At 43.4% G+C, this 23,927-nt stretch carries 23 protein-coding genes; 18 read left to right on the forward strand and 5 right to left on the reverse strand.

From position 1 onward, the window contains the following. Nucleotides 1-4: 4 nt before the first annotated feature. The 6 genes from H7968_RS11995 (at nucleotide 5) to asnB (ending at nucleotide 7,504) form a co-directional block, all read left to right on the forward strand. Nucleotides 5-385: an ArsR/SmtB family transcription factor gene (locus H7968_RS11995; RefSeq protein WP_227396384.1), complete on the forward strand. Its 381-nt coding sequence runs from the start codon at nucleotides 5-7 to the stop codon at nucleotides 383-385. Further along, nucleotides 369-2,471, forward strand: coding sequence for a heavy metal translocating P-type ATPase (locus H7968_RS12000; protein WP_227396385.1), 2,103 nt, complete (start codon nucleotides 369-371; stop codon nucleotides 2,469-2,471). Before H7968_RS11995 ends, H7968_RS12000 begins: the two co-directional genes overlap by 17 nt. Before the next feature lie 298 nt (nucleotides 2,472-2,769). Next, complete coding sequence (gene abc-f / locus H7968_RS12005; protein WP_227396386.1) at nucleotides 2,770-4,344, forward strand: ribosomal protection-like ABC-F family protein; 1,575 nt, start codon at nucleotides 2,770-2,772, stop codon at nucleotides 4,342-4,344. 17 nt (nucleotides 4,345-4,361) lie between these two features. Then, a complete protein-coding gene (locus H7968_RS12010; RefSeq protein WP_227396387.1) occupies nucleotides 4,362-5,198 on the forward strand; it encodes a GNAT family N-acetyltransferase in 837 nt (278 codons plus the stop codon). Beyond that, on the forward strand, nucleotides 5,176-5,619 hold the full coding sequence (locus tag H7968_RS12015) for a GNAT family N-acetyltransferase (RefSeq protein ID WP_264476710.1): 444 nt from the start codon (nucleotides 5,176-5,178) through the stop codon (nucleotides 5,617-5,619). The genes H7968_RS12010 and H7968_RS12015 overlap by 23 nt, the downstream gene beginning before the upstream one ends. 49 nt (nucleotides 5,620-5,668) lie before the next feature. Then, nucleotides 5,669-7,504, forward strand: a complete 1,836-nt coding sequence (asnB, locus tag H7968_RS12020) for an asparagine synthase (glutamine-hydrolyzing) (RefSeq protein ID WP_227396388.1) — start codon at nucleotides 5,669-5,671, stop codon at nucleotides 7,502-7,504. Nucleotides 7,505-8,000: 496 nt separating this feature from the next. Here the strand turns inward: asnB and H7968_RS12025 are convergent, their stop codons facing one another. Beyond that, nucleotides 8,001-8,492 carry a GNAT family N-acetyltransferase gene (locus tag H7968_RS12025; RefSeq protein ID WP_227396389.1) on the reverse strand — a complete coding sequence of 164 codons (492 nt, stop codon included), beginning with the start codon at nucleotides 8,490-8,492 and terminating at the stop codon, nucleotides 8,001-8,003. A gap of 114 nt (nucleotides 8,493-8,606) precedes the next feature. On the opposite strand from H7968_RS12025, the gene H7968_RS12030 reads away from it, so the two are divergent. From H7968_RS12030 to H7968_RS12050, 5 genes are all read left to right on the forward strand, one after another. Then, a complete protein-coding gene (locus H7968_RS12030) occupies nucleotides 8,607-8,972 on the forward strand; it encodes a VOC family protein (protein WP_227396390.1) in 366 nt (121 codons plus the stop codon). Between the two features lie 225 nt (nucleotides 8,973-9,197). Beyond that, a complete protein-coding gene (locus tag H7968_RS12035; RefSeq protein ID WP_227396391.1) occupies nucleotides 9,198-10,733 on the forward strand; it encodes a UDP-N-acetylmuramoyl-L-alanyl-D-glutamate--2,6-diaminopimelate ligase in 1,536 nt (511 codons plus the stop codon). 525 nt (nucleotides 10,734-11,258) lie between these two features. Then, nucleotides 11,259-12,053, forward strand: a complete 795-nt coding sequence (locus H7968_RS12040) for a hypothetical protein (protein WP_227396392.1) — start codon at nucleotides 11,259-11,261, stop codon at nucleotides 12,051-12,053. Between the two features lie 89 nt (nucleotides 12,054-12,142). Further along, a complete protein-coding gene (locus tag H7968_RS12045) occupies nucleotides 12,143-12,775 on the forward strand; it encodes an HAD family hydrolase (protein WP_227396393.1) in 633 nt (210 codons plus the stop codon). Between the two features lie 11 nt (nucleotides 12,776-12,786). Further along, on the forward strand, nucleotides 12,787-13,440 hold the full coding sequence (locus H7968_RS12050) for a Dph6-related ATP pyrophosphatase (protein ID WP_227396394.1): 654 nt from the start codon (nucleotides 12,787-12,789) through the stop codon (nucleotides 13,438-13,440). Nucleotides 13,441-13,717: 277 nt separating this feature from the next. Here H7968_RS12050 and H7968_RS12055 read toward each other — a convergent pair whose 3' ends face one another. The 3 genes from H7968_RS12055 to H7968_RS12065 all read right to left on the reverse strand — a co-directional run bounded on the left by H7968_RS12055 (nucleotide 13,718) and on the right by H7968_RS12065 (nucleotide 15,593). Continuing rightward, nucleotides 13,718-14,194, reverse strand: coding sequence for a M15 family metallopeptidase (locus tag H7968_RS12055; RefSeq protein ID WP_134374849.1), 477 nt, complete (start codon nucleotides 14,192-14,194; stop codon nucleotides 13,718-13,720). A gap of 65 nt (nucleotides 14,195-14,259) precedes the next feature. Continuing rightward, the gene (gene nei / locus H7968_RS12060; RefSeq protein ID WP_227396395.1) at nucleotides 14,260-15,096 is read right to left on the reverse strand and encodes an endonuclease VIII; all 837 of its coding nucleotides are present in this window, start codon (nucleotides 15,094-15,096) and stop codon (nucleotides 14,260-14,262) included. 17 nt (nucleotides 15,097-15,113) lie between these two features. Next, nucleotides 15,114-15,593: a hypothetical protein gene (locus tag H7968_RS12065; RefSeq protein WP_227396396.1), complete on the reverse strand. Its 480-nt coding sequence runs from the start codon at nucleotides 15,591-15,593 to the stop codon at nucleotides 15,114-15,116. 173 nt (nucleotides 15,594-15,766) lie between these two features. On the opposite strand from H7968_RS12065, the gene H7968_RS12070 reads away from it, so the two are divergent. Continuing rightward, entirely contained in the window at nucleotides 15,767-16,693 is a 927-nt protein-coding gene (locus H7968_RS12070) for an AEC family transporter (protein WP_227396397.1), read from the forward strand. A 58-nt stretch (nucleotides 16,694-16,751) separates the two neighbouring features. Then, nucleotides 16,752-17,798, forward strand: a complete 1,047-nt coding sequence (locus H7968_RS12075) for a lactonase family protein (RefSeq protein ID WP_227396533.1) — start codon at nucleotides 16,752-16,754, stop codon at nucleotides 17,796-17,798. Between the two features lie 412 nt (nucleotides 17,799-18,210). Here the strand turns inward: H7968_RS12075 and H7968_RS12080 are convergent, their stop codons facing one another. Then, a complete protein-coding gene (locus H7968_RS12080; protein WP_319799501.1) occupies nucleotides 18,211-19,632 on the reverse strand; it encodes an MFS transporter in 1,422 nt (473 codons plus the stop codon). Nucleotides 19,633-19,804: 172 nt separating this feature from the next. On the opposite strand from H7968_RS12080, the gene H7968_RS12085 reads away from it, so the two are divergent. The 5 genes from H7968_RS12085 (at nucleotide 19,805) to H7968_RS12105 (ending at nucleotide 23,909) form a co-directional block, all read left to right on the forward strand. After that, entirely contained in the window at nucleotides 19,805-20,185 is a 381-nt protein-coding gene (locus tag H7968_RS12085) for a hypothetical protein (RefSeq protein WP_134374815.1), read from the forward strand. Between the two features lie 138 nt (nucleotides 20,186-20,323). Then, nucleotides 20,324-21,259, forward strand: a complete 936-nt coding sequence (locus tag H7968_RS12090; protein ID WP_227396398.1) for a manganese-dependent inorganic pyrophosphatase — start codon at nucleotides 20,324-20,326, stop codon at nucleotides 21,257-21,259. 267 nt (nucleotides 21,260-21,526) lie between these two features. Further along, nucleotides 21,527-22,168 (forward strand): uracil-DNA glycosylase, encoded by a 642-nt coding sequence (locus H7968_RS12095; RefSeq protein WP_227396399.1) that lies wholly within the window; start codon nucleotides 21,527-21,529, stop codon nucleotides 22,166-22,168. Nucleotides 22,169-22,172: 4 nt separating this feature from the next. Beyond that, on the forward strand, nucleotides 22,173-22,619 hold the full coding sequence (locus H7968_RS12100) for a hypothetical protein (protein WP_227396400.1): 447 nt from the start codon (nucleotides 22,173-22,175) through the stop codon (nucleotides 22,617-22,619). A 285-nt stretch (nucleotides 22,620-22,904) separates the two neighbouring features. Continuing rightward, nucleotides 22,905-23,909: a sodium:calcium antiporter gene (locus tag H7968_RS12105; RefSeq protein WP_227396401.1), complete on the forward strand. Its 1,005-nt coding sequence runs from the start codon at nucleotides 22,905-22,907 to the stop codon at nucleotides 23,907-23,909. Nucleotides 23,910-23,927 lie beyond the last annotated feature (18 nt).

Below are 23,927 nucleotides of genomic sequence, written 5' to 3' on the forward strand. Positions count from 1 at the left end.
TTTAATGAAAAGTGAGGTTTGCTGTGAGGCAACGAATATTCATCCTGATAAGGTTAAGCGCTCAAAAATTCATCTGCAGGAGACGAATGCAGCAAATGTTGCCAATCTGTTTAAAGCATTAGCTGATGATACAAGAATGAAGATTGCTCTTATTTTATCCAGAGAAGATGAGTTGTGTGTGTGTGATGTGGCAGAGGTCATTGAATCATCAAATGCGACCGCTTCCCATCACTTGCGTCATTTGAAATCACTTGGTCTGGCGAAAAGCCGGAAAGTGGGAAAACAGGTGTATTACTCGCTGGATGACCATCATGTGAAAAGCCTGATTGATCTTGCCGTAGAGCACGAAAAGGAGGTTCAGGAGCGCCATGAATCAAGTGAATGAAACGACTTATCGAGTAAATGGCTTTTCTTGTGCGGGTTGTGCAAAAACGTTTGAGAAGAATGTGAAAAGTCTCGAAGGGGTTGAGGATGCCCAGGTTAATTTTGGCGCTTCAAAAATTACTGTGAAAGGGTCAACCACGATTGAGCAGCTCGAGAAAGCAGGAGCCTTTGAAAAGCTGCGTGTTACTGATGATCGGGAACCGTATTCTCCACCAGAGAAAATCAATTTCTTCAAACTTCATTGGAATGTCTTGCTGTCATTCATTTTCTTAACAGCAGGTTTCATGACTGAACGCACGGTTCAGGAAGAATGGATTTCGGTTATTCTGCTGGCAGGAGCCATTGTGATTGGTGGGTATTCGCTTTTTATCACAGGATTTAAAAATTTGTTCCGCCTGAATTTTGATATGAGAACACTGATGACTGTTGCGGTCATTGGCGCTGCGATTATTGGAGAATGGGGAGAGGGAGCCGTTGTGGTGATCCTTTTTGCCATCAGCGAAGCGTTGGAACGTTATTCGATGGACAAAGCGAGAGCATCTATTCAATCTCTGATGGATATTTCCCCGAAAACGGCTCTGATCAGACGTGGACATCATGAAATCGAAGTTCCGGTCGATGATGTTAGGCCGGGGGATCTGATGATCGTAAAACCCGGCGATAAAGTCGCGATGGACGGGGTGATTGTGAAGGGGCATTCCTCCATCAACCAGGCCGCCATTACGGGTGAATCCATACCGGTTGAAAAAAGCGAACAAGACTCCGTTTTTGCGGGTACCCTAAATCAGGAGGGCGTTCTGGAAGTTGAAGTAACCAAAAATGTTCAGGACACTACGCTTGCGAAAATTATTCATATGGTGGAGGAAGCACAGGCGGAACGTGCACCTTCTCAGGCTTTTGTTGATCAATTCGCCAAATATTATACCCCTGCTATTATCGCCATTGCCTTTTTAGTGGCGATCCTGCCGCCTCTTGTGGGAGGAGCAGACTGGACGCAGTGGATTTATCAGGGGCTGGCTGTTCTTGTCGTCGGCTGTCCGTGTGCACTTGTTATTTCAACCCCTGTGGCGATCGTAACAGCGATTGGAAATGCAGCGAAACAGGGGGTCTTAATCAAAGGTGGCGTCTATCTTGAGGAAATGGGCAAGCTTGACACAATCGCTTTTGATAAAACTGGTACCCTGACGAAAGGGGAGCCATCTGTTACGGATGTTGTAGCGATTGACCCGCATTTTGATGAAGAAAAACTGATTCATTATGCAGCTGCGATTGAAAAACACTCCCGTCATCCGCTCGCTTCAGCCATTTTGTCAAAAGCAGGAGACACACAGCAAGAAGCCGATGGCGTACAATCCCTTACTGGAAAGGGAATTGAAGGGACCATTGAAGGCATTCGATACCTGATCGGAAAACCGGCTCTTTTCAGGGAGAAAGGTGTAAAAATCCCTGAACAGGAAGTGATGGAAGAACTGCTGTCAGAAGGAAAAACCGTTCTCGTTTTTGGAACGGAGAAACAGGTCATCGGTTTTATCGGGATAGCTGATGAAGTTCGTGAGATGTCTGCATCTGTTGTGAAGCGACTGCATGAACTTGGTATTAAATCCACGATTATGCTGACAGGTGATAATAAAGAAGCGGCTGCTGCGATTGCAAAAGCAACGGGCGTCTCCGAAGTGAGAGCCGAGCTTCTTCCGGAAGATAAACTGTCAGAGGTCAAAAAGCTTCGTGCCTCAGGCAGTCAGGTTGCCATGGTTGGGGATGGTGTCAATGATGCGCCGGCACTTGCTGCCTCAACAGTCGGGATTGCAATGGGTGGTGCCGGAACGGATACTGCCATGGAAACAGCTGATATTGCCCTGATGGGAGATGATCTTGAAAAGCTGCCATTTACAGTGAAATTAAGCCGTAAAGCACTCTGGATCATCAAGCAGAATATCGCTTTTTCAATCGGCATTAAAGTGATTGCGCTACTGCTTGTTGTGCCAGGCTGGCTGACCTTATGGATCGCGATTTTTGCTGATCTTGGTGCAACACTTCTTGTCACATTGAACGGTATGCGTCTGCTGCGTGTGAAAGAAAAGTCTTGACAGTGACAATTTTAATGCCATAAGATGGTGCTAACAAATAACGGAAGGGTGACCCGGGAGAATGAAGTACTAATCCTATTTTTAGAAAACAATGATGATAACTCTGTGATCGGCACACGCAACCCGTCTGTCTTCACGCGCATCATCCGTTTTCAGAATAGGATTAGGCTTAACCGGGGAATGTTTTAATCGGGAGAAGACTCTCCTTTTAAGGCATTCGTGTACCCATGCCTCCTATTCGATAAGCGGATAGGGGGCTTTTTTTGTCCCCTGACAATTGAAAATAGGGGATGATCGTATGACAATTTTACTGGAATTAAAAGAAATCAAAATGGCGGTAAAAGCAAGGACTTTATTTGAAATAGATGAACTGACCATTCGAAAGGGTGACCGGATCGGCCTGGTCGGAAAGAATGGTTCTGGAAAGTCAACCCTTCTTCACCTCGTCGCTGGAAAGCTGCAAGCTGAAGAAGGTGAGCTGTTCAAAAATGGACATATTACCCTGCTTCCCCAGCTGAAAAATACGGATACGGTAAAAAGCGGAGGAGAGGTTACGCAGGAATATATTAATCAGGCGTTTGCTGAAAAGCCGGATCTTCTACTGGCAGATGAGCCGACAACAAACCTCGACGTTGAACACGTTCAGTCTCTTGAGCAGCATCTGGAAAGGTTTCCTGGTTCCATCCTGATGGTTTCGCACGACCGGGCGTTTCTTGACAAGCTTTGTACGAAAATCTGGGAAATCGATGAAGGGAAGATCCAGGAATTTAAAGGGAACTATTCTGCTTTTGCTGAAACAAAAGCACTCAGAAGGCGTCAGCAGGAGGAAGCCCATGTTCAGTATGAGCGTAAAAAGAAGCAGCTTGAAGACGCCATTGAAGAGAAGGAAAAACGGGCGAAGCGTGCTACGAAGAAACCGAAGGACGGTACTGAAATTGAATCGAAGAATGCCAAGCCGTACTTTGCTAAAAAGCAGAAGAAGCTGAGACAAACGGCAAAGGCGCTTGAGACAAGGCTTAAACAGATGGAGAAGGTGGAGAGACCCAGAGAATTGCCCCCGGTTAAAATGAATCTGCCAAATGAGTCGGATATGAAAGGAAGAGCGATTATACGATTTGATAAGCAGATCATAACAGCCGGAGATAAGAAGCTGTTTTCAATCAAACCATTTCACATTAAAGGCGGTCAGAAGTTGGGACTGATCGGAGAAAATGGTTCAGGAAAAACAACTTTGATACGGGCTGTTCTGGACGGTAAAGAAGACATTCATGTATCGCCGTCCGTGAAATTCGGCTATTTCAGTCAGAATCTTGACCGCCTGAAAACAGACAAAACAATTCTTGCAAATGTCAGTGAGGATTCGATCCAAAAAGAAGACCTGATCAGAACCGTTCTCGCCCGGCTGCATTTTTATGGTGATGATGTCTATAAACCTGTCTCTGTTCTTTCCGGTGGAGAGCGGGTGAAGGTAGCGTTTGCCAAAGTGTTTTTAGGTGATTTAAACGTTTTGGTCATGGATGAACCGACCAATTTTCTTGATATTGAAGCGGTTGAGGCGCTGGAAAGCCTGCTGATGGATTATCGGGGCACCGTTTTATTCGTTTCGCATGACAGGCAATTAACCAGCAGGCTCGCAACAAGGATTCTTGAAATTAAAAAGGGCGAGCTTCATGTGTTCGATGGTACGCTTGCTGACTATCAGGCGTATCAACCGTCTGAAAGCCGTGATGAAAGCAAAGATCAATTACTCATGGTTGAAACAAAGATCTCAGAAGTGCTGAGCAGGATCAGCCTTATGCCAGACCCTGTGCTTGAGGAAGAATTTCAGGCGCTTGTACAGAAGAAAAGAGAGCTATTACAAAAAACGAAGTGAGCAGACAGGGGATTAATATGAGGGAATTATCAGTAAGAAAAGCAGAACAACATGATATTCAGGCACTGACTGCACTATCTGATCAGGTCTTTTCAAAGGAAGCGGAGAGATGGATGCCTGAGGGAGGAACGGATGCGAATGTACAGCCGCCCGGATATGCAGACCCGGAGATGATGCAGTATATGTCCGCGCATCTCGATGTTTTATGTCTTGAACTTGAAGGTGTACTGATCGGTGGTGCTGTGCTGACATTTCCTGCAAGGGGCTATGCCCGGATCGACCGCATTTTTATTGCGGTCTCTCAGCAGGGAAAAGGCTACGGTAAACAGGCAATGAAGCAGCTGGAGAAGCAGTATCCAGATCGCTTCAAATGGCAGCTTGAGACATCTGCAAGGCAGTTGCCGAACCGTTATTTTTATCAGGCATGCGGGTATGAGCTTGTGTTCGAAACGGAAGATGAGCTTTATTTTGAAAAGAAACGCGATGTGACCAGACCTTCAGGGCAGATTGTTGACCGTGATTTATCGGAAAGAGAACTTATTTCCATTAAAGCTGAGGATGTGAATGTGACAGATGCTAATCTTCAGCGGTTTTCAGTGTCCAATGCCAATCTGAGAAAGTCCAGGTTTCAAAATGTGAATATGTCAGGCAGTCTGCTTGCAGATTCAACCATTGAGGAAGCAAGCTTTTGGTACGCGGGGCTAACGAACAGTACGTTTAGGGCGTGTAATTTAACAAATGTTAAACTGACCGGTTGCCAGATTGAAGGCATGGAAATTAACGGTTTATCGGTGGAGAAAATGATATCGGCTTATAAAAAGGAGAATCAGCATGGTTCATTTAAAGAAAATTGACGAACATAACTGGCTGAAAGCTGTACGATTAAAGGTCCGGACTGATCAGGAGACGTTTGTGGCTTCTAATGCGATATCACTGGCACAGCTAAACTTTTTAACGGACTTTCATGCAATGGGTATCTATCAGGATGATGAAATGGTTGGTTTTACACTATTCGGGCTTGATCGTGACGACGGGGAATATTGGATTTACCGGATGATGATTGATGAAAAACAACAGGGTAAAGGCTATGGTAAAAAGGCGATTCAGCTTGTGATAGATGAAATTCGCAAAGTGAAGGAAGACCGGCACACGACGATCACGTTATCCTATGAACCCGAAAACACTTTTGCGGCGGGCTTATACTCAACCATGGGATTTGTGGAACAGGAGGGTATGATGATTCACGGGGAACAGGTTTCACGCTATACATTCTAATTTTATTCACAACATCATACACTGTCATGATGAAAGGCGGTGTCTGCATATGTGTGGAATAACTGGATGGGTGAGCTGGAAGCGTCCTCTCATAAATGAGTGGGAAACCATTGAAAAAATGGTCGGTACACTGGATAAAAGAGGTCCGGATGCTTATGGTATCAAAGCCATGAGTCATGCACTTTTTGGTCATACCCGGCTGACGGTCATTGATCCGGCGGGTGGTGCACAGCCAATGTCTGCCAAAACAGATAAAGGTCAATTCACGTTAATTTATAATGGTGAGCTCTATAATACAGAGGAATTACGAACAGAACTAAAAAGAAAAGGGCATACGTTTGGAACAAGATCAGATACAGAAGTCGTCCTGCGTGCGTTTATTGAGTGGGGTCCGGAATGTTCGCGACACTTTAACGGCATTTTTGCTTTTGCCATCTGGGATCACAGGCAGGAGGAATTTTTCGCCTGCAGGGACAGACTGGGGGTAAAACCTTTTTTCTATACGGAAAAAGACGGCGAGTTACTGTTTGGCTCAGAGCTGAAGGCGATCCTCGCACATCCGGAGCAAAAGGCACAATTAGACAGGGAAGGGTTGCAGGAGCTAATCGGCCTCGGCCCATCCAGAAAGCCCGGCAGCGGAGTATTGAAAGGGATCAGTGAACTCAGACCTGCCCATGCCATGACGTATACACGAAGAGGACTAAAGGTATGGAGGTATTGGAATGTTAAGTCGGAACAGCACCGTGAAAATGTTGAAGAAACTTCTGCTCATCTAAGAGGTTTGTTTGAAGATGCAGTGAAGCGGCAGCTGGTGTCCGACAAGCCAATTTGCACCTTTCTATCAGGAGGAGTCGACTCAAGCGCAATCAGTTCCGTGGCGGCTAAAGAGCAGGCTTCTGCATTGAATACGTGTTCCATTACTTATGAGGAAAATAGCCTTCACTACAAACCGGATGCATTTAAACCGAGTGAGGATGCACCGGCTATTCAGACCATGTCCGATTTCTTAAAATCTGATCATGAAACCTTTACAATCAGTCAGCAGGAGCTGGGAGGAAGACTAAAGGATGCGGTAAAAGCGAGAGATCTTCCTGGCATGGCGGATATTGATTCATCTCTTTTATGGTTTTGTGAAGGGATTAAGAAAAAATATACCGTTGCCTTGTCTGGTGAATGTGCGGATGAGGTCTTTGGGGGATATCCCTGGTTTCAAAATGAAGCACTGCTGAAGAAGCCGGGATTCCCATGGATTCGCTCCGTGAAAATGAGGGAAGCGTTTATATTACCTGCGTGGAAAACGAAGCTGGATTTGTCAGAATACCTGGTTGAAGAGGCGAAAAAAATACGTGCTGAAACGCCGGGAATGGATGGAGAAGCAGAAACGGACGCGCTGCGCAGGGAAATGGCTTATTTAAATATGATCAGCTTTATGACAACACTGCTGGATCGAAAAGATCGTATGAGTATGGCGGCAGGTCTTGAAGTGCGCGTTCCGTTTGCTGACCACCGAATTGTGGAGTACGCGTGGAATATTCCGTGGGGTATGAAGCAGCATGGTGGCAGGGAGAAGGGCATCTTAAGAAAAGCGCTTGAGGGACTGTTGCCGGATGAGATTTTATACAGGAAGAAAAGTCCTTATCCTAAAACGTATCACCCGGCTTATACAGAAGCTGTGAAAGAGATGCTGAAGGAAGCTTCTGTGAAGAGTTCTTCGGTGCTTCCGGAGCTGTTTTCGAAAACAAAGCTGAATGAACTGATCCGGACAAATGGTGCGTCGTTCAGTGTTCCGTGGTTTGGTCAGCTGATGGCGGGACCGCAGCTGATGGCGTATCTGGTGCAGCTGGATTACTGGTTTGAGGAGTATGGGGTGGAGATTGTGGAGTGAGATGAAGTCAAACCGGGCATGGGGCATCCTTCGCTTTCCACGGCCGCGCGGTGAGCCAGCTGTGCTTCGCACATCTGTCTCACCTGTCGCTCCTCTGCCGTAGGAGTCTACGGATGCCCCATGCCCTATTTGTGCGAGTTTCCAAAACCTTATTTTTATAGGAATGAAAATAATGGTGTGACGCGGATTGGGGTTTGTTTGGCAGGGAGTTTGTTTCGCGTCATAAGGTGGGTTTTGAGGCCTGATGGGTTTTGATGGGATGGTTGGCTTGAATGAAGGAATTCTGATCATTAGTGAGGTAATTGTGTAAGTGTAATGAAGGGAAAAGGGATGTATAAAGATTAAGTGAAGGAATTAAATTTCTGAAAGCCTGAATCTTCTTCTGGAAAGCCTGAATTATTTTTTGAAGCGATTGAATAAGTCACCTTAGTAAAGGAATAAAAATACCGGTCAGCCCATCTGCTTTTGCCGCAGAGGTTCTGGCCGGTTTTTAACTTTAATTTAAAATCAGCTGATAAAAATGAACGTCCTGCCATTCGCCGAATTTGAAGCCTACTTGTTTGAAGTTGCCGACAAATTCGAAACCGAAGCGCTCATGGAGTCTGACGCTGGCTTCGTTTCCACCGGTAATGCCCCCGATCACGACATGAAATTGGCGGTTTTTTGCTTCTCCAAGAATCGCTTGCATCAGTTTTTTACCGATACCTGCGCCCTGGAATTCAGGAGATATGTATATGGACAGCTCGACGGTATCCATATAGGCTTCTTTATCTCGGAATGGGCTCAGGCTGCAGTATCCGGCAACGCGGCCGTCTTTTTCAGCCACAATTAATGGATAGCGGTCCTGGTAGCGGGAGAACCATTCTTTTCGCTGCTCAAGTGTATGAGGTTTTAAGTCAAAGGTAGCCACTGTGTCAGCAACTGCCTGGTTATAAATAGCGGTCATTTCATGAATATCTTTTTCTTCTGCTTTTCGAACAAAAACCATAATACCCTCCAAAAACGTTTCTTCCTATTCTAAATCACAATATAAAAATTGAACAGCCGGCAGGATTTCCAGTTCAGTAAAAAGAATGGTAGTGGATAAGAGAGGAGCGTTTCAATGAAAAATCCTATTCAGCCTAAAATTGGCGGTACATTTATTCCGGTGAAGGATATTGAGGTAGCGAGGGACTGGTATTGTGGTTTGCTCGGTATGTCTGCGTCAGATGAAATTGTTCACGGGCACCTGTATGTCCTGCGATTGCAGGACGGGCACAACCTGATCCTTGACCAGAAAATTTATGCTAAACGAAAAAAGAACACGGTACCGCTTTTTCATTTCAACACAGATGACATTCAGAAAAGCTATGAGTACATAAATGATTTTGAAGCGCAGAATGTGAGCGACATCGAATTTAATGAATTTTTCACATTCGAGGATCCTGATGGAAATGTGCTCATGATTTGCGAATGCAGTAATGACTAATTAAATCTTAACGAGCAATACTAAAGCTGATGGTGCTTGCGTCGGCTTTTTATTTTTGTTCACATCATTATTAAAAACGGTCCGACTTTTAATAACCAGACGCTTATTTATAACAAAGTCATCCATGTAAAATTTTGAATTCAAAATAAAGTCAAACATTCGCGCATTATTTGTCGAATTTCAGGGAAAGGGGTAATAAAACTTATGAAAGACAGGGGATGAATAATGGTCATCAATTTTACAGAAACAAATATGAATATCAACCATATTTTTAATTCCCGAAAGCAGGAAATATCGGGAATTTCATTTGACTCCAGACGTACTCAGGTAAATCATGCATTTTTTTGCTTAAAAGGCGAGGTTGCTGATGGACATGAATTTATAGATGAAGCGATTAAAAATGGGGCTGTGCTTATTGTCGGGACTGATTTTTCAAAGCTTCAGGAAGTCAGCTTAAGGCATTTAACTGCAACATTTGTGGTAGTTGAGGATGATCGTACAGCGCTCGCTAATTTTTCAACACACTTTTATAAACATGCACATAAAAAGCTTAAAACCATTGCTGTCACTGGTACAAACGGTAAAACAACGGTTGCAGCTTTTGTCAGATCCCTGTTTACACAGTGCGGGATTCCAACAGGATCTATTGGCACGACAGGCATTTTCTCTTCCCGTGAGGAAATCGTATATAAAAAAAGTACGCCAACTACCCCCGAAGCGCCTGACCTGCATAAGATTTTTCATGATCTTCGTGAGCGTAAAGACCAGGCGGCTGTGATGGAAGTTTCTTCGATTGCAGTCGATCAGAAGCGTGTAGAAGGCATCGAATTTGATGTTGCCATTCATACTAACCTTTCTCTGGAGCATCTGGAGTATCATAAGACATTTGAACATTATAAGATGTCGAAAATGAAATTATTTGATCAGACAAAAAAAGCTGTCGTGAATATTGACGATGATCATATGGGAAGAGAATTAGCTTCTTCTTTTAAAGGTGATCTGATCACCTACAGTCTTGATCGTCATTCGGGAGCCGATCTGATCGCAGATAATTGTCACGTCACGGAAGAGGGAACATCTTTCGAACTGCTGGCAAATGGACAATCCTATCTAGTCAGATCATCCGTATATGGAAACTACAATGTGCAAAACCTCTTAGCTGCAATCGGAGCAGGACTTCATGCAGGGCTTTCTCTGGAAACGGTATTGCCTAATCTCATGACCATTGAAAATCCAAAAGGACGTTTTCAAGTGATCGAAGAGTACGGCAATCGAAGAATCATTATTGATTACGCCCACACACCTGTTGCCTTAAACAGCCTTCTTCAGGAGGTAAAGAAGCTTCCGCATCGCAGACTCATCGTGATGATCGCTGGGATTGGAATCAGAGACTTTGGGAAAATGCCGAAAATGGCTGAAACAGTCGAAGGAAAAGCGGATGAAATTATCGTGACAGTCGATCACCCTGGAGATCATGACCCTCAGAAAGTCGTTGATCAGGTCATGACAGGCTTCCGCTATCCTGACAATCTTTCGATTAATACTTCTTTGACCCGTAAAGAAGGAGTGTTAAAATCCTTATCACTGTCAGACGAGGGAGATGTCATCATCCTCTCAAGCGGCTGTATCAACGGAGCACAAATCGTCAAAGGGGAATACATTCCCCATTCAGATGAAGATATCATCCAGTCCTATTTTAAACATCATGTACCTGCCAAAAAGAAAAAAATATACCGGACTGAAAAAACGACAACATCATAAAACATAAAATAAAACAGCAGAATCACAATGCTTTGGTATTGTGGTGCTGCTGTTTTATTTTTTAAAAAAGGTAATGACTTGCGCACATTTTCAAAGGTCTGATGGCATCCGAAGACTCCTATGGCGGAAAGGGACAGGTGAAACAGCGTAATGCGGAGCATTAGCTGGCTCACCGCGCGGCCTTAGAAAAGCGGAGGCGACTCGTCCAGCCCCGACAAGCATAAGAGGAAAATGAACGAGGGTTGCTCTTTACCCTCGTTCATTTTTGACTTATGACCTCAAGGGGCTAGTCGCCGGAGCTGGACAAAAGAAAGCGGAGGATCTCCATGGACCTGATTATAAAAAATTTAAATTACATCATTCAACGTTTTTACATCCATTCAACTAACCAAAAATCATCCAACCTCCATAGAAATTCATCGATTTTAACCCTCACACTCAACACCAAAAACAATATTTCCCTATTTTACAACCATCACCCCATTCAGTACACTTCATGTAACAACTCGAAGGGATGTAATAATGATGATAAACAGAGCAGATTTATCAGTGGATATCGCCTTTATAGAACTCCATGACCGGGCTCAGCTGGATGCTTCCTACCACCCTGAATTCATATTTGACTTTCTTTATTCCTACTGGGGCAACAAAACAAAAACCATCGAAAGAAGACCTTTTGGTTATCCGGGAGAACCTTTGTCATCACGTTTAACGAAATTTTATTACCGGGGATTCAATCAGGATGGAGGAGATTTTGATCTCGAAGTCCGTTTTATGAATACTTTGGAAGATATTTTTATGGTCCCATTATTGTTAAAAGATCTTCATTTGCAGCGGGTTAATGGTGAAAAATATGATACCCCTCTCGTAATAATCAATATCCATTTCCAAAGACAATTTTCTATTGGAAATGATGAAGGCTATTTCATAAAAAGAAAGTATCGTGCCAATACCCCAGGCTTAAAACTCTCCCGTGATCTCCACGTTATTTCCATTAACCTTCCATGCTTTAAGTTATATTATAAAAACAATAAAGTTGATTTCAGTGAACGTTCATCTAAATGGTTATTAATGATGTCAGCTGTAAATCCATCAGGAAAAATAAACACCTCAACATATAGTGATCTTCTTGAATGTTCAACAGAAAGTGTGGAATTAGTACGACTGCTTCATGAATGGGAAAAAATGAACGCTGATAAAGAATTCTTTACCGAATATGAATACCGGCTAGGTGAGCTGAGAAGAGCAGCCAGTCTGTTATCAGAGGAATGGAAAGAGGTGAAAAATGACGGCTTGTATGAAGAAATGAACTGGGTATAGAAGCCAATTGAATTTTCCTTCCAACTGAAAAGTATGCCATAATAACAAAGTGAGTAAAAATTCAGTTTATACATCAGGAGGGGAAATAGATGGCTCTTATTCTATTTGATTTAGATGGTACTTTAGTTGATTCCTCGGATCACTTAATAGAAGCACTTCATCTTGCACTTGAGGACATGCCTCATCTTGAGGATCCTTCAATAGAAACAGTCCGGTCTGCATATGGGCTGACAGGAAACGATTTCTGGGCAAAGGTGGTACCGGAAGCATCACCGCAGGAAGTAACGATTATCAGAAAACGGCGCAGTATGTTTCTGAATCAGCTTGTGAAAGGAAAGAATATTTTGTTTCCTGGCGTCCGTGAGACATTGCAAACGTTAAAGGATCAGGGGCATGTTTTATCAACAGCGTCCAACTGCGGAACTCATTACCTTGATATGGTCCTTGATTCACAGAACATCCGTGAATACTTCACAAACCCGATCTGTCTTGGAACGATCAATGGGGAGAAGAAGGCAGATATACTGGAAGTGCACTTTGACCATTTTGAAGAAGAAGAGGCCATCATGGTGGGAGATCGCTATTCTGATATAGAAGCAGCGCGTGCTCATAACATACCGGTCGTTGCATGCACATATGGATTCGGACAGCCTGATGAGTGGGAAAAGGCAGATTATCAGGTGGATCGTATTGAAAAAATTCCTGAGATTCTCGCGCGGTAGGAGGAATTCAGATGACACGTTTTTTCTGTTCGTGGAGCGGAGGTAAGGATTCCGCTCTTTCCTTTTATAAAATGCTTCAGCAACATCACGATCCAGCTTTTCTTTTAACGATGTTTGAAGAATCGGAACAGCGATCCAGATCACATGCTATGCCTATGGAAGTCATTCAGGCTCAGGCTGATGCAGTGGGTGTTCCTTTAATTATAAGGGGAGCTTCCTGGGGAACTTATGAGGCGAAATTTTTAGAAGCACTTGAAGAAATGAAGAGTGACGATGTCCATGACGGAGTGTTTGGAGATATTGATCTTGAGGATCATTTGAAATGGGTACAGGATACGTGTGCCAAAAAGTCAGTGACTGCTCATCACCCGTTATGGAAATTAGAAAGACGAGACGTGCTGAATCAGTTACTTGAACACGGTTTTGAATGTATGATTATTGCGGTTCAGGACAGTAAACTTCCTGATACATTTCTAGGTCAGACGCTATCAGAAGATGTGATTCAACAGCTGGAATCATTCGGAGTGGATGCGTGTGGAGAAGAAGGAGAGTTTCATACTGTTGTTGTGGATGCCCCGATGTTTTCGCAGCGCCTATCACTTGTTGTGAATGGAATTCACCGTGAATCAGGTTATTCATTTGCTAAAGTGGAGCTTGTTAGATAATGAAGAGCGTATGTGGCTGAGTTAAGTTTATTAGGAATGAGCCTTAAAAACCGGGCCGGTGACATCCTTCGCTTTCCGCGGCCGCGCGGTGAACCAGCTAGTGCTGCGCACTACGCTGTTTCACCTGTCGCTTTACTGCCACAGGAGTCTCCGGATGTCACCGGCCCTTTTTGTAGAATTTCATAACTATATTTAAAAATATTAAAGTTTTTGTAACATTTCCTTCAGTTTATAGCTAAGAACTCAAGGAATTTGTTTCAACTGGTTCATGAGATCATTAATATTCAACTGGTCCTTCTTCCGGCCGTTCGCCTCTTTGCAGTTCACGGATGGAAAGGCCAAATGGCATTTCAAAATGGGGGTAGTCTTTAAAGCCTCTGAAGTCGCCTCCCCAGTCAAAGCCAAGGTCTTTGGCGATTGCAACGACCTCCATCCAGTCGGATTCCCCATTTTCATTCCCGTCATATTCCAGGTCCCAAAGAACATCTTCTCCATCACGAATGGCAAAATCGATGGCCAGTCCAAAGTTGTGATAAGACTCTCCGCCACGGGCATAGGATACGATGTTTCCTTCTGTTGTGCGGCCCTGTTCATAAATTTCATCCTGTTCTTCGAAGGATCGGAAATCATCTGTGATGATGATGTCGATTCCTCTTCCCGATGCTTCTTCTATTAACTGGTCGCGTTTTTCCGCAACGACCGGATGGAGACCCTGGGGTAAAGGCCTGTTTCTCAACTCTTCACGGTATTCCATTTCCTTATAAATCAACCATCCTGCAACTGCAACGATGGCTAAAACGATTGTGCTGTATAACAATCTCACAAATGATCACGCTCAATTGCCTGGCACGTTGGACAAAAATAAAGCCTTCTTGAACCCGCAATGATTTTTTCGATCGGTGTCCCATCAATCCTGCATGATTGACCAGCCCGGGCAAAAACCCAATGGCGATAAGCGGACCTCTTTTGACCTTGTGCCTTCAGTTTATTGGCAAGTTCAAGATCATTGGTAATACCGCCGGTTTCATAGGATTGTTTTGTTAATTGAAGAATGGCTTCAGCAGCAAGTCTCAGCTGATTTTCTCTGCAGTCTTTGGGTCTTAATGAAGGGTGAATCCCTGCTTTAAATAATATTTCGCTTCGCAAATAGTTCCCGTTTCCAGCAACAAATGCCTGGTCGAGCAGCAATGCAGTCCAGCGTCTGCCGGCAAATCTTTTATCCTTCATCCTAGTAATCAGATCTTTTGCTGAAACTTTTTGATTGAGTAGATCAGGTCCTGCTTTTGCGATAAAAGGATGAAGGTGAACCTCTTCATCTTTAAGCACTTCAATATCAGAGGCGCTGTATAAAAGAGCAGACTTCTTTTCTGTATGAACGGCAAGCCTCAGCTGACGATTCGTTTTCGGATAGTTATAAGCGTTTCTGATCACCCATTTACCATAAAGCTGGTTGTGACTGTATATCGTATAGCCGTTAGAGAAACGCATCAGCATGGCTTTGCCGACTGTTTCAACCTTCAACACTTTTTCACCGGCAAATAGAGGTTCATAATCCTGTAAATGTTCAAAAGCAAAAGACACCTCTAAAATGGTCTTTTGCTTAACGGCTTTTTCTATTTGATCAGCAGCACGTCTGATTTCAGGTCCTTCAGGCATAGTACCTCTTCCTTTTCTTAATTCTCCAGTTGAATTCTCTGCTTATATTTAAGAATTCGATATGCTGCATATCCATCACTGTATTTCCCATTCCCAAAGTTCACGGGTAATAGTGAGAATGCAGCAAAATAAACTGAGAAGTATGCATATTGATAATAAAAGACGTCAGGTTTAATGATATCCTGCATGATCAACACATTGATCAAAAGAATAGATCCAAGATTGAAAATAACGCCACCGAGATGCACCAGACAGTGAGTCAGGCGATTACTTGTTTTTAAATCCGTGTATTTACAAAAGGAATCTAAAAAATAAATCGTATGAACACTGATTGGACCTATACAGAAAAGTTTTTTTCCACGTCCAAGCGCGAATGTACATGTACCGCCAAAAATCCTGGCGAAAAACGCATGACCGAGTTGATGAATCAGAGAGACTGTAGGGAAGACAATTAAAAACGACCATAAAAAGGTCCACATATCTTTCAGTTGAAACATTATAACACCTTCTATTGTAATATTTCATTTGGCGATGGGTTGTCACTTCTATCCCCGTGTATTCCCAAATCTATCTAACAAAAACATCATTTTTGAAATTTCCTAAGAAAGTGGACAGGGAATGTACGATCAAGTACGATGGATGAAAATCGGAAAGAAAAGGGTTGGGGCCGATGGATATCCAAACGGTACTGTCAACCATTATTGTGATGGGATTGATGATTGCTACAGGATCCATTTTTGCAATGAAGGTGAATGTAACGTCGGAAGTGAAATCCGTTTTAATTTTACTCATTTTAAATATTGCGGTGCCGGCAGTCATTTTAAATGGTGTGTTCAGTGTGGACTTGACTGGTGGCGCACTCGCTGAAGCGGGAATGATTTTCGGTATATCGATTGTCTATCATCTCGCAGCGCTTGTGCTTGTCGGAGTGGCGGCTTATTTGCTGAGACTTCGTTCTGTATTTGCTAAAAAAATGATGATCCTTGGAGCTCTTGGAAACACGGGGTTTATTGGTATTCCTCTTGCTGCTGCCATCTTTGGACCTGCAGGCGGTTTCCTCGCAGCGATCTTTGACGCAGGACTCAGTTTGACGGTATATACCATCGTCATCTATCTGTTGCAAGCGGAAGGGAAATTTCATATCAGGCAGCTGAAAGCAGTCATTAATATGCCTGTTGGCGCAATCGTGATTGGTATATTGGCTGCGGTAAGCGGTTTTCAGCCACCGGGGATGATGATTCAATTTGTAGAAATGCTCGCAGCGCTGGCTGCACCCATGGCTATGCTGTATGTAGGGATGTTACTGCCACCACTGCTTAAAAAGAAACGGGAGATCTTCTTTCCGGAACTATGGTTTCCTTTATCCTTCAGGCTGATGGTGATTCCGCTTTTAATGATGCTGATCCTTCAGCTGTTTTCATTTACCGGATGGACGGCACAGCTGATTGTGATTCAGACAGCGATGCCGACCGCTATGATTACCGCTGTGCTATTTTCAAAGTTTACGAGTGAAGAAGAGACAGCAGTGGTCACCATTTTTGCTTCCACACTGCTGAGTCTGATTACCATTCCTTTCATTGCATGGCTCATGATTTGACGGAGGGGTTTCTGTTGATGGAAAATGTGGTATGAGAACAGGAGAATGAAAGGAGAGGATCAAAGTGACAAATCAATTCACCGGTTACATTGGTACATATACAAGAAAGTCCAGTAAAGGTATTTATCAGATTGAACTGAATACAGAAACAGGATCACTTTCAGTAAAGGGAGTAGCAGCGAAAGGGGACAGTCCAACCTATGTAAACGCGGATCACTCGCAGGGCTATTTGTATGCCGTGGCACCTGGTGGTTTGTCAGCCTATCAAGTCGACCAGCAGACGGGGGAACTGACGTATATCAATCACCTTAACGTAAAAGATGGTTCTCCTTGTCATCTAAGTGTGAGTCCTGACGGAAAGTTTGCAGCAGCTGCTTTTTACCATGACGGTACACTTGCGCTTTACAGCCGTGATCCGGAAACAGGCGCATTAAAGGAGCAACTTGATGTCGTGAAGCATGAAGGTGAAGGTCCTAACAAAGACAGACAGGATGCTGCACACACTCATTACAGCGGATTTTCACCTGACGGGCGCTATATAGTCGCTGTTGATCTCGGAACAGACGAAATCATTTCCTATCGTTATCAGGAAGGAGCGCTGCAAGAGGCGTCTGTGTTCAAAACAGAAGCAGGAGCAGGACCACGTCACCTTGTCTTCCACCCTGAACAGCCTCTGGCATACTGCATGACAGAGCTCACCAATGAAGTACTGACCCTTGCCTATGATAAAGAAACAGGAAACTTCCGACAGCTTCAGGCAATCCCAGCTATTCCAGGTGATTTCACTGAAAACAGTCAGGGAAGCGCGATTCATATCTCATCTGACGGTCGTTTCGTCTACGCAGGCAATCGTGGTCATAACTCCATCGCAGTCTACTCAGCGGATGAAAACAACGGTGAACTGACACATATTGAATACGTATCAACAGAAGGCAACTGGCCGCGTGACTTCGTCCTTGATCCAAGTGAAAAATATATCGTGGCATCCAATCAGGAAAGCGACAGTATCGTTCTCTTTAACCGCGATCCTGAAACAGGAAGACTCACATGGACAGGACAAAAAATCGAAGTACCGGAACCGGTATGCGTGAAATTTCTGAAGTGAAAATAATCACCTGAGAATACTGACATTATTGCGGATTGTCTTTAGAGAAGCGACAGGTAAACAGCTTAGTATGTCCCGATTCTTTAACAAAAACCGGGTGGTATAATCACACAACGAGGGCCGGACTCATCCGAAGACTTCTGTGGCGGAAAGGGACAGGTGAACCCCTTGTGCGAAGCACAAGGGGTTCACCGCCCGGCCCATAGAAAAGCGGAGGCGACTTGTCCAGCCCCGACAAGCATAAGGCGAAGATGAAAAGAGGGCTGACCTTCGCCCTCGTTCATCTTTGACCTATGACCTCGAGGGGCTAGTCGCCGCAGCTAGACAAAGGAAAGAGAAGGATGAGTCCGGCCCGACTTATAAAACCAAAAAAGCTGTACAGCACGATTCGCTGTACAGCTCTTCATTTTCATCAAACCGGCTGATCCGCTTCAACCTTTGCAAGCTTCTTAGCCTGCTGTTTCTGCCAGGCGATCGAAACCCCCATTGTAATTAACAAAATTACCAGCCCAAGCATAAATGGATACAGGATATTGATATCAAACAATGCTCCTGCAATGGTTGGTCCGAGCACGTTTCCGATACTCATATAAGTATTATTCATACCCATTGCAAACCCCTGCTCGTTACCGGCAAGCTTTGATACAAGCGTTGTCAGTACCGGGCGCAGTAAAGAAGTTGCAAGGAAGACAATCAATGTAATGATGAAAAAGCTTACGTAAGTTGACGCAAACAGTGTCATTAAAAATCCTGCAGCAGCAACCCCAAGGAAGATATTTAGCGTTGTACCTTCACCGAAACGTCTGACTACACGCTCTACTACGAACAGCTGGACAATAACGCTGATTATCCCTGTTGACGTAATCATAAGGGCAATGTCTGCCGGTGATGCACCGAATTGAATATCGACGAATAATCCGATCACTGTTTCATATGCCAACAAACCGAAGCTCATGATCAGTGTGATGAACAAGGGTATAAAGTAGGGTTTCTTTACCGAAAGCGCAAGTTTCTTCAGAAGTGGATCGTCACCTTCCACGATTTCCGGACGTTCATGCTCTGCAAGGCTTTCTTCCAATACGACAATGGAGAAAATGACAGCCACTAAAGAAACGAGAGCTGAAACGAGTAGAGGTGTTTTTAGTCCGAAGTCTGCCAGAAATCCACCGATTCCAGGTCCGATGACAATCCCGAGTGACATAGCAGCGGAGATGTAACTGTTTCCTTTTGCACGCTGATCGAGTGTTGTAATGTCAGCTACATAAGCGAAAATTGCAGGTACAAGAAGAGCCGCTCCAACCCCACCAATTACACGGGAAGAATATAAAATCCAAAGGTTATCAGCAAGGTAAAAAATAAACATAGACAGTGTCAGACCTGCCAGACCATAGATAATCATTTTTCTACGGCCATATACGTCTGTCCACTTGCCGGCAATGGGTGACATAATCAGCTGCGCGCCGGCAAAAATCGCAATAATCAGACCTGCTGCCTGACCGCCCTGACCAATTGACTCCAGATAAGCCGGCAGGATAGGAATAATAATTCCAAAGCTTCCGATAGCAATAAACATATTGATCATTAATATGATCATTTTTTTCTTTTGTTCCGCTCCCACGTTGATGCCTTCTTTCTCTATAAAATGTCCACAATTACAATGTCTTTTAGATATCCTAAATATGTTATACTCATCCATAACAGCTGTCAATACATTTGCATATACATGAAAAATCGTACGAAAGTCTGTTTTTTCAGAAAATAAGTGATGATGTTTTTTAATCAGGACAAACGAATAAATAAAAAATGATATTTTTATTGCTAAAAAAGTTGTTATAGCAACCTTTTTTGATAAATCCCTTTAAATGGATGGTATTTCTAATTGACAACTGCACCGCACTATCATTTATACTGAAAAAGTCCTTTAAACTTTTCATTTTATTGGTAGTGAATTGGGTTTTGTCATATAAACATTCTACATAGAGAAATAGAGAGAGAGGATTAACGCAATGAGAATTACGATTGATCTGGAAGTTATACACGTGAAGCCTAGGGCTAAGTCACATCTTTCAAACGTCATTCATTTTACTGATGCAGCCGGAAACCGTTTCATTTGGACAACTGCTGTTGATAAGGGACTTGTAAAAGGTGAAAAAGTCGAGGCCCAGATTAGTGTCAATGAAGAGCTGTACGATGAAGAAGGTAAGTATGTCCGCATCAGCCATGTTGCCATTTTGAAAAAGATCGAGCAATTAAAAGAGACGACCTATACAAGAAAGCCTTTCAGTATCATGGACCGTCCTGGCAAGAAGGAAGAAAAGAAGAAGACGGAAGATCATGAATTATTGAATGATATTGAGAAAACACTTGCCTTATTGCGAAAAAAATAATGAATTGATTGAGTATCTTTTTATAAAGATACTCTTTTTTTATGTGTTTAGGAAATCTGACTTCAATCTTTCTGCAATCCTTGCTAAAATGGGAATGATTGATTTGAATAACAATTCCATTTATAAAGGAGCCTCAATATGAGTAAAGTTCTCGTTTTTGGACACAAAAATCCTGATACAGATACGATCACCTCTGCAATCGCCTACGCTTATTTAAAGCAGCAGCTTGGTATGGATGCGGAAGCGGTACGTCTTGGTGAGATTAACGGTGAAACAGCTTTTGCGCTGGAGACATTTAAAACAGAACAGCCTAGACTGATTTCAAAAGCTTCAGAAGAAACGGGTCAGGTGATCCTTGTTGATCACAATGAACGTCAGCAAAGTGTTGAAGATATCAATGACGTACAGGTGCTTGAAGTCATTGATCATCACAGAATTGCAAACTTCGAAACGAGTGATCCGGTTTATTTCAGAGCAGAGCCGGTTGGATGTACAGCTACGATTCTATTGAAGTTGTATAAGGAAAATGGTGTTGAGATTCCAAAAGAAATTGCAGGGCTGATGCTTTCAGCGATTATTTCTGACTCACTGCTTTTCAAATCTCCTACCTGCACAGATCAGGACCGTAAAGCTGCGGAAGAACTGCAGTCGATTGCCGGAGTGAATACCGAAGAGTATGGTCTTGAAATGCTGAAAGCAGGAGCAGACCTGAGCGGTAAAACAGCGGATGAGCTTGTTTCTCTTGACGCAAAAGTCTTTGAAATGGGTGGACATGATGTTGAAATCGCACAGGTGAATGCCATTGACCCGAACGATATTCTTAGTCGTCAGGCTGAAATTGAAGAGGCGATGGACCGTGCAGTGGTAGATAAAAATCTTTCATTGTCGATCGTGGCGGTTACAGATATTTTAAACAGTGATTCCACCATTATTGTCCGTGGTGCTCACGCATCAAAAGCGGAAAAAGCATTTAAAGTAACGTTAGCAAACGGAACAGCATTGCTTAAAGGTGTTGTATCACGTAAGAAGCAGATCGTTCCTGTGCTGACAGACACATTTAACGAAGAAGCGTAAAATTTAAAAAGCGGGACGGACCTGAAACAGGGTCTGTCCTTTTTTGATGATGGAGAACGTGAGCTAAGAGTAGAGGTTTGTGAGGATAGAAGAGAAGTTTGTGAGGTTGAAAGGGAAGTTTGTGAGTTTCGGCGGCAGGTTCGTGAGCTTATCAGAAAGTTTGCCAGTTCAGTGAAAAAAGGACTATGCGATCAACACGACATCTACTCAAAAAACAATGCTTGCCCTCGACAAAACAGGGAATACAGACCAAAAGGAGGGAACATCATGAGAATTCCGGAACATTTAGCTGAACTGGGCCGTAAACGAATAGAAGGGTTTCCAGTCGAAGGGTTTGTGTATGGGGAGGGCCCTGAACATCCCGCCTTAATGCTGGTTGGAGAAGCACCTGGAGAGACTGAAATACATAATGGCATTCCCTTTAGCGGCAGAGCAGGTGCCGAACTGATGAAGTCTCTCGATTTTCTTGGATTAACGAGGGAACAGGTGTATATCACGAGCGCGGTCAGAAGCCGTCCTTATAAATGGGGTGAGAAGAGAACCAGAGATGGCGAAATCATCAAGCGGACTTATAATCGTACCCCAACTAAAAAAGAGATTCTGGCCCATGCGCCAATTCTTGATTATGAAATAAAGCATATTCAGTCGCCGATCATCGTGACACTCGGTAACATTGGTCTTCAGAGACTGGCCGGTAACGATAAAAAGGTAACGCAAATTCATGGACAGCTGATCGAACAGCCGGTGCAATATTTGCGGTCACTGGAGGACAAATCTTATCACTGGACAGACAGGTCATATAAAATCTTCCCGACCTTTCATCCGGCAGCTGTTTTTTACAATCGCAGTCTGGAAGAAAAGTTGATGGAGGATTTAAATACGTTAAAGAGAATAATAAAAAAGGGGTGATCAGATGGATAAAGAACAGCATAAAGCACTTGCTATACAACTATTTAATGCAGCCTGGGATTTAATAGACCAGTCTGAACGGACAGAGGATGAAACGCTGGAGATGATCAGACTTGCCCAAACTTCGAGATTTCACTGGGGAGAAGCGGGGACGCACGTCAACTGGTCAAGAGGAGACTGGCAGATTTCTCGTGCCTTTGCTGAGGCGGGAAATGGGGAACAGGCGCTGGTGTATGCCAGAGCAAATGAAAGGATATATCAGCAATACGGTCTTAATGATTTTGACGAGGCATTTGTGTATGAAGCTTTGGCACGGGCGTATTCGCTATTGAATCAACCTGAAGAAATGCTGCAGGCTAAACAAACGGCAGAAGCATTCGCGAATTCCTGTAAGAATCAAAAAGATACAGCTTATATTCTCGAACAGCTGGAAAGCATTAAGATTCAGTAAAAATTACATTTTGATCGTTTAATTCTTAATTATTGTGGTATATTACATCATAGTGAAATAAATAGTCCCTAAAAAGGGGAGTAGCGACCTTTACCGGTCAATGAATCGTCATTACGGCAGAGAAGACCTGCTCGGTTCATTGAGCTCTTTAGTTGATTAAGAGTACGCAAGACCTTTTTATGAGTGCTCTGCTTTACAGGCCGAGATCTCATAAAAAGGTCTTTTTTGTTTCCAATATCATGCAGAAATGATAGGTGTATTTTATTTCATAAAGGAGGAACTATTTTGGTTTTTGTATGGTTTATTCTTGCTGCAGCTGTTACGGTTTTTGCAGCAATTAAATTGTCGACTTATGCTGATGTCATCAGTACAAAAACAGCAATGGGCGGGCTTTTAGTAGGAACGCTTCTGCTGGCAGGGGCAACTTCGCTTCCGGAGGTAACGACGAGTTTATCTGCTGTCGTCATCGGTAATCCGGATATTGCAGTCGGAAACATGCTCGGTTCAAACTTATTTAATTTATTTATTATTGCGTGCTTTGACTTGTATTACAGACAGAGAAAACTGTTTTTAAATGCCAGTAATGATCATTTGTATACGGCTGGTCTTGGGCTTTTACTGACGATCATGGTTCTGATTTCACTTCTGCTGAAAATCGATGTTTCTGTATTTAATATCGGGCTTGATGCGTTAATCATTGCCATAGTCTATATTATTGGAATGGTCATTATCAGCAGACTTCCTAAAGCACCTGCTATTGAAGTGCCGGCAGAGCCTAAAGAGACAAAGGTTGATAAAAAATCTGCTGAATTTACGATGTCAGTGAAACATGCCGTAATAGGCTTTATTGTAGCGGCAATCGTCATTATGGGAGCGGGTACGGTTCTATCGATTATGGGTGATGAAATCGCAGTCGTGACAGGGCTTGGTTCAAGTTTTGTCGGAAGCTTCCTGATTGCAGCGACCACTTCATTACCTGAGGCCGTATCAGTTCTGGTAGCGCTTAGATTAAGAAACGTCAATCTTGCTCTTGGCTCTATTCTCGGAAGTAACATTTTCAATATGTTGATTCTTGCAGGATCAGACATTTTCTATCGTGAGGGAGCTATCATTTCTGCGGTATCCAACTCACATATTGTGACGGCTGTTGCGGTTACAATTCTGTCCATTGTGATTATGAGCTCCGTCCTGATGAAAAAAGCTGCTTCAACGTTTAAATACGTGCTGCCATCCCTGATTATTATTGTCGGATACTTCGTTTCATCGTATTTGATTTTTATTACGCAATAAAAAAACCGGCCTCATTCT

Source organism: Jeotgalibacillus aurantiacus (genome assembly GCF_020595125.1).
In the GTDB taxonomy this organism is placed as follows: Bacteria; Bacillota; Bacilli; order Bacillales; family Jeotgalibacillaceae; genus Jeotgalibacillus; species Jeotgalibacillus aurantiacus.

What these genes read in the sequence shown, in the direction of transcription:
- H7968_RS12085 (WP_134374815.1), top strand. Translation starts at nt 19,805, where the DNA reads ATGAGAATTACGATTGATCTGGAAGTTATACACGTGAAGCCTAGGGCT.
- H7968_RS12095 (WP_227396399.1), top strand. Translation starts at nt 21,527, where the DNA reads ATGAGAATTCCGGAACATTTAGCTGAACTGGGCCGTAAACGAATAGAA.
- H7968_RS12055 (WP_134374849.1), bottom strand. Translation starts at nt 14,194, where the DNA reads ATGGAATACCGTGAAGAGTTGAGAAACAGGCCTTTACCCCAGGGTCTC.
- nei (WP_227396395.1), bottom strand. Translation starts at nt 15,096, where the DNA reads ATGCCTGAAGGACCTGAAATCAGACGTGCTGCTGATCAAATAGAAAAA.
- H7968_RS12025 (WP_227396389.1), bottom strand. Translation starts at nt 8,492, where the DNA reads ATGGTTTTTGTTCGAAAAGCAGAAGAAAAAGATATTCATGAAATGACC.
- H7968_RS11995 (WP_227396384.1), top strand. Translation starts at nt 5, where the DNA reads ATGAAAAGTGAGGTTTGCTGTGAGGCAACGAATATTCATCCTGATAAG.
- H7968_RS12100 (WP_227396400.1), top strand. Translation starts at nt 22,173, where the DNA reads ATGGATAAAGAACAGCATAAAGCACTTGCTATACAACTATTTAATGCA.
- H7968_RS12035 (WP_227396391.1), top strand. Translation starts at nt 9,198, where the DNA reads ATGGTCATCAATTTTACAGAAACAAATATGAATATCAACCATATTTTT.
- H7968_RS12030 (WP_227396390.1), top strand. Translation starts at nt 8,607, where the DNA reads ATGAAAAATCCTATTCAGCCTAAAATTGGCGGTACATTTATTCCGGTG.
- H7968_RS12045 (WP_227396393.1), top strand. Translation starts at nt 12,143, where the DNA reads ATGGCTCTTATTCTATTTGATTTAGATGGTACTTTAGTTGATTCCTCG.
- H7968_RS12065 (WP_227396396.1), bottom strand. Translation starts at nt 15,593, where the DNA reads ATGTTTCAACTGAAAGATATGTGGACCTTTTTATGGTCGTTTTTAATT.
- H7968_RS12015 (WP_264476710.1), top strand. Translation starts at nt 5,176, where the DNA reads ATGGTTCATTTAAAGAAAATTGACGAACATAACTGGCTGAAAGCTGTA.
- H7968_RS12010 (WP_227396387.1), top strand. Translation starts at nt 4,362, where the DNA reads ATGAGGGAATTATCAGTAAGAAAAGCAGAACAACATGATATTCAGGCA.
- abc-f (WP_227396386.1), top strand. Translation starts at nt 2,770, where the DNA reads ATGACAATTTTACTGGAATTAAAAGAAATCAAAATGGCGGTAAAAGCA.
- asnB (WP_227396388.1), top strand. Translation starts at nt 5,669, where the DNA reads ATGTGTGGAATAACTGGATGGGTGAGCTGGAAGCGTCCTCTCATAAAT.
- H7968_RS12070 (WP_227396397.1), top strand. Translation starts at nt 15,767, where the DNA reads ATGGATATCCAAACGGTACTGTCAACCATTATTGTGATGGGATTGATG.
- H7968_RS12090 (WP_227396398.1), top strand. Translation starts at nt 20,324, where the DNA reads ATGAGTAAAGTTCTCGTTTTTGGACACAAAAATCCTGATACAGATACG.
- H7968_RS12000 (WP_227396385.1), top strand. Translation starts at nt 369, where the DNA reads ATGAATCAAGTGAATGAAACGACTTATCGAGTAAATGGCTTTTCTTGT.
- H7968_RS12040 (WP_227396392.1), top strand. Translation starts at nt 11,259, where the DNA reads ATGATAAACAGAGCAGATTTATCAGTGGATATCGCCTTTATAGAACTC.
- H7968_RS12050 (WP_227396394.1), top strand. Translation starts at nt 12,787, where the DNA reads ATGACACGTTTTTTCTGTTCGTGGAGCGGAGGTAAGGATTCCGCTCTT.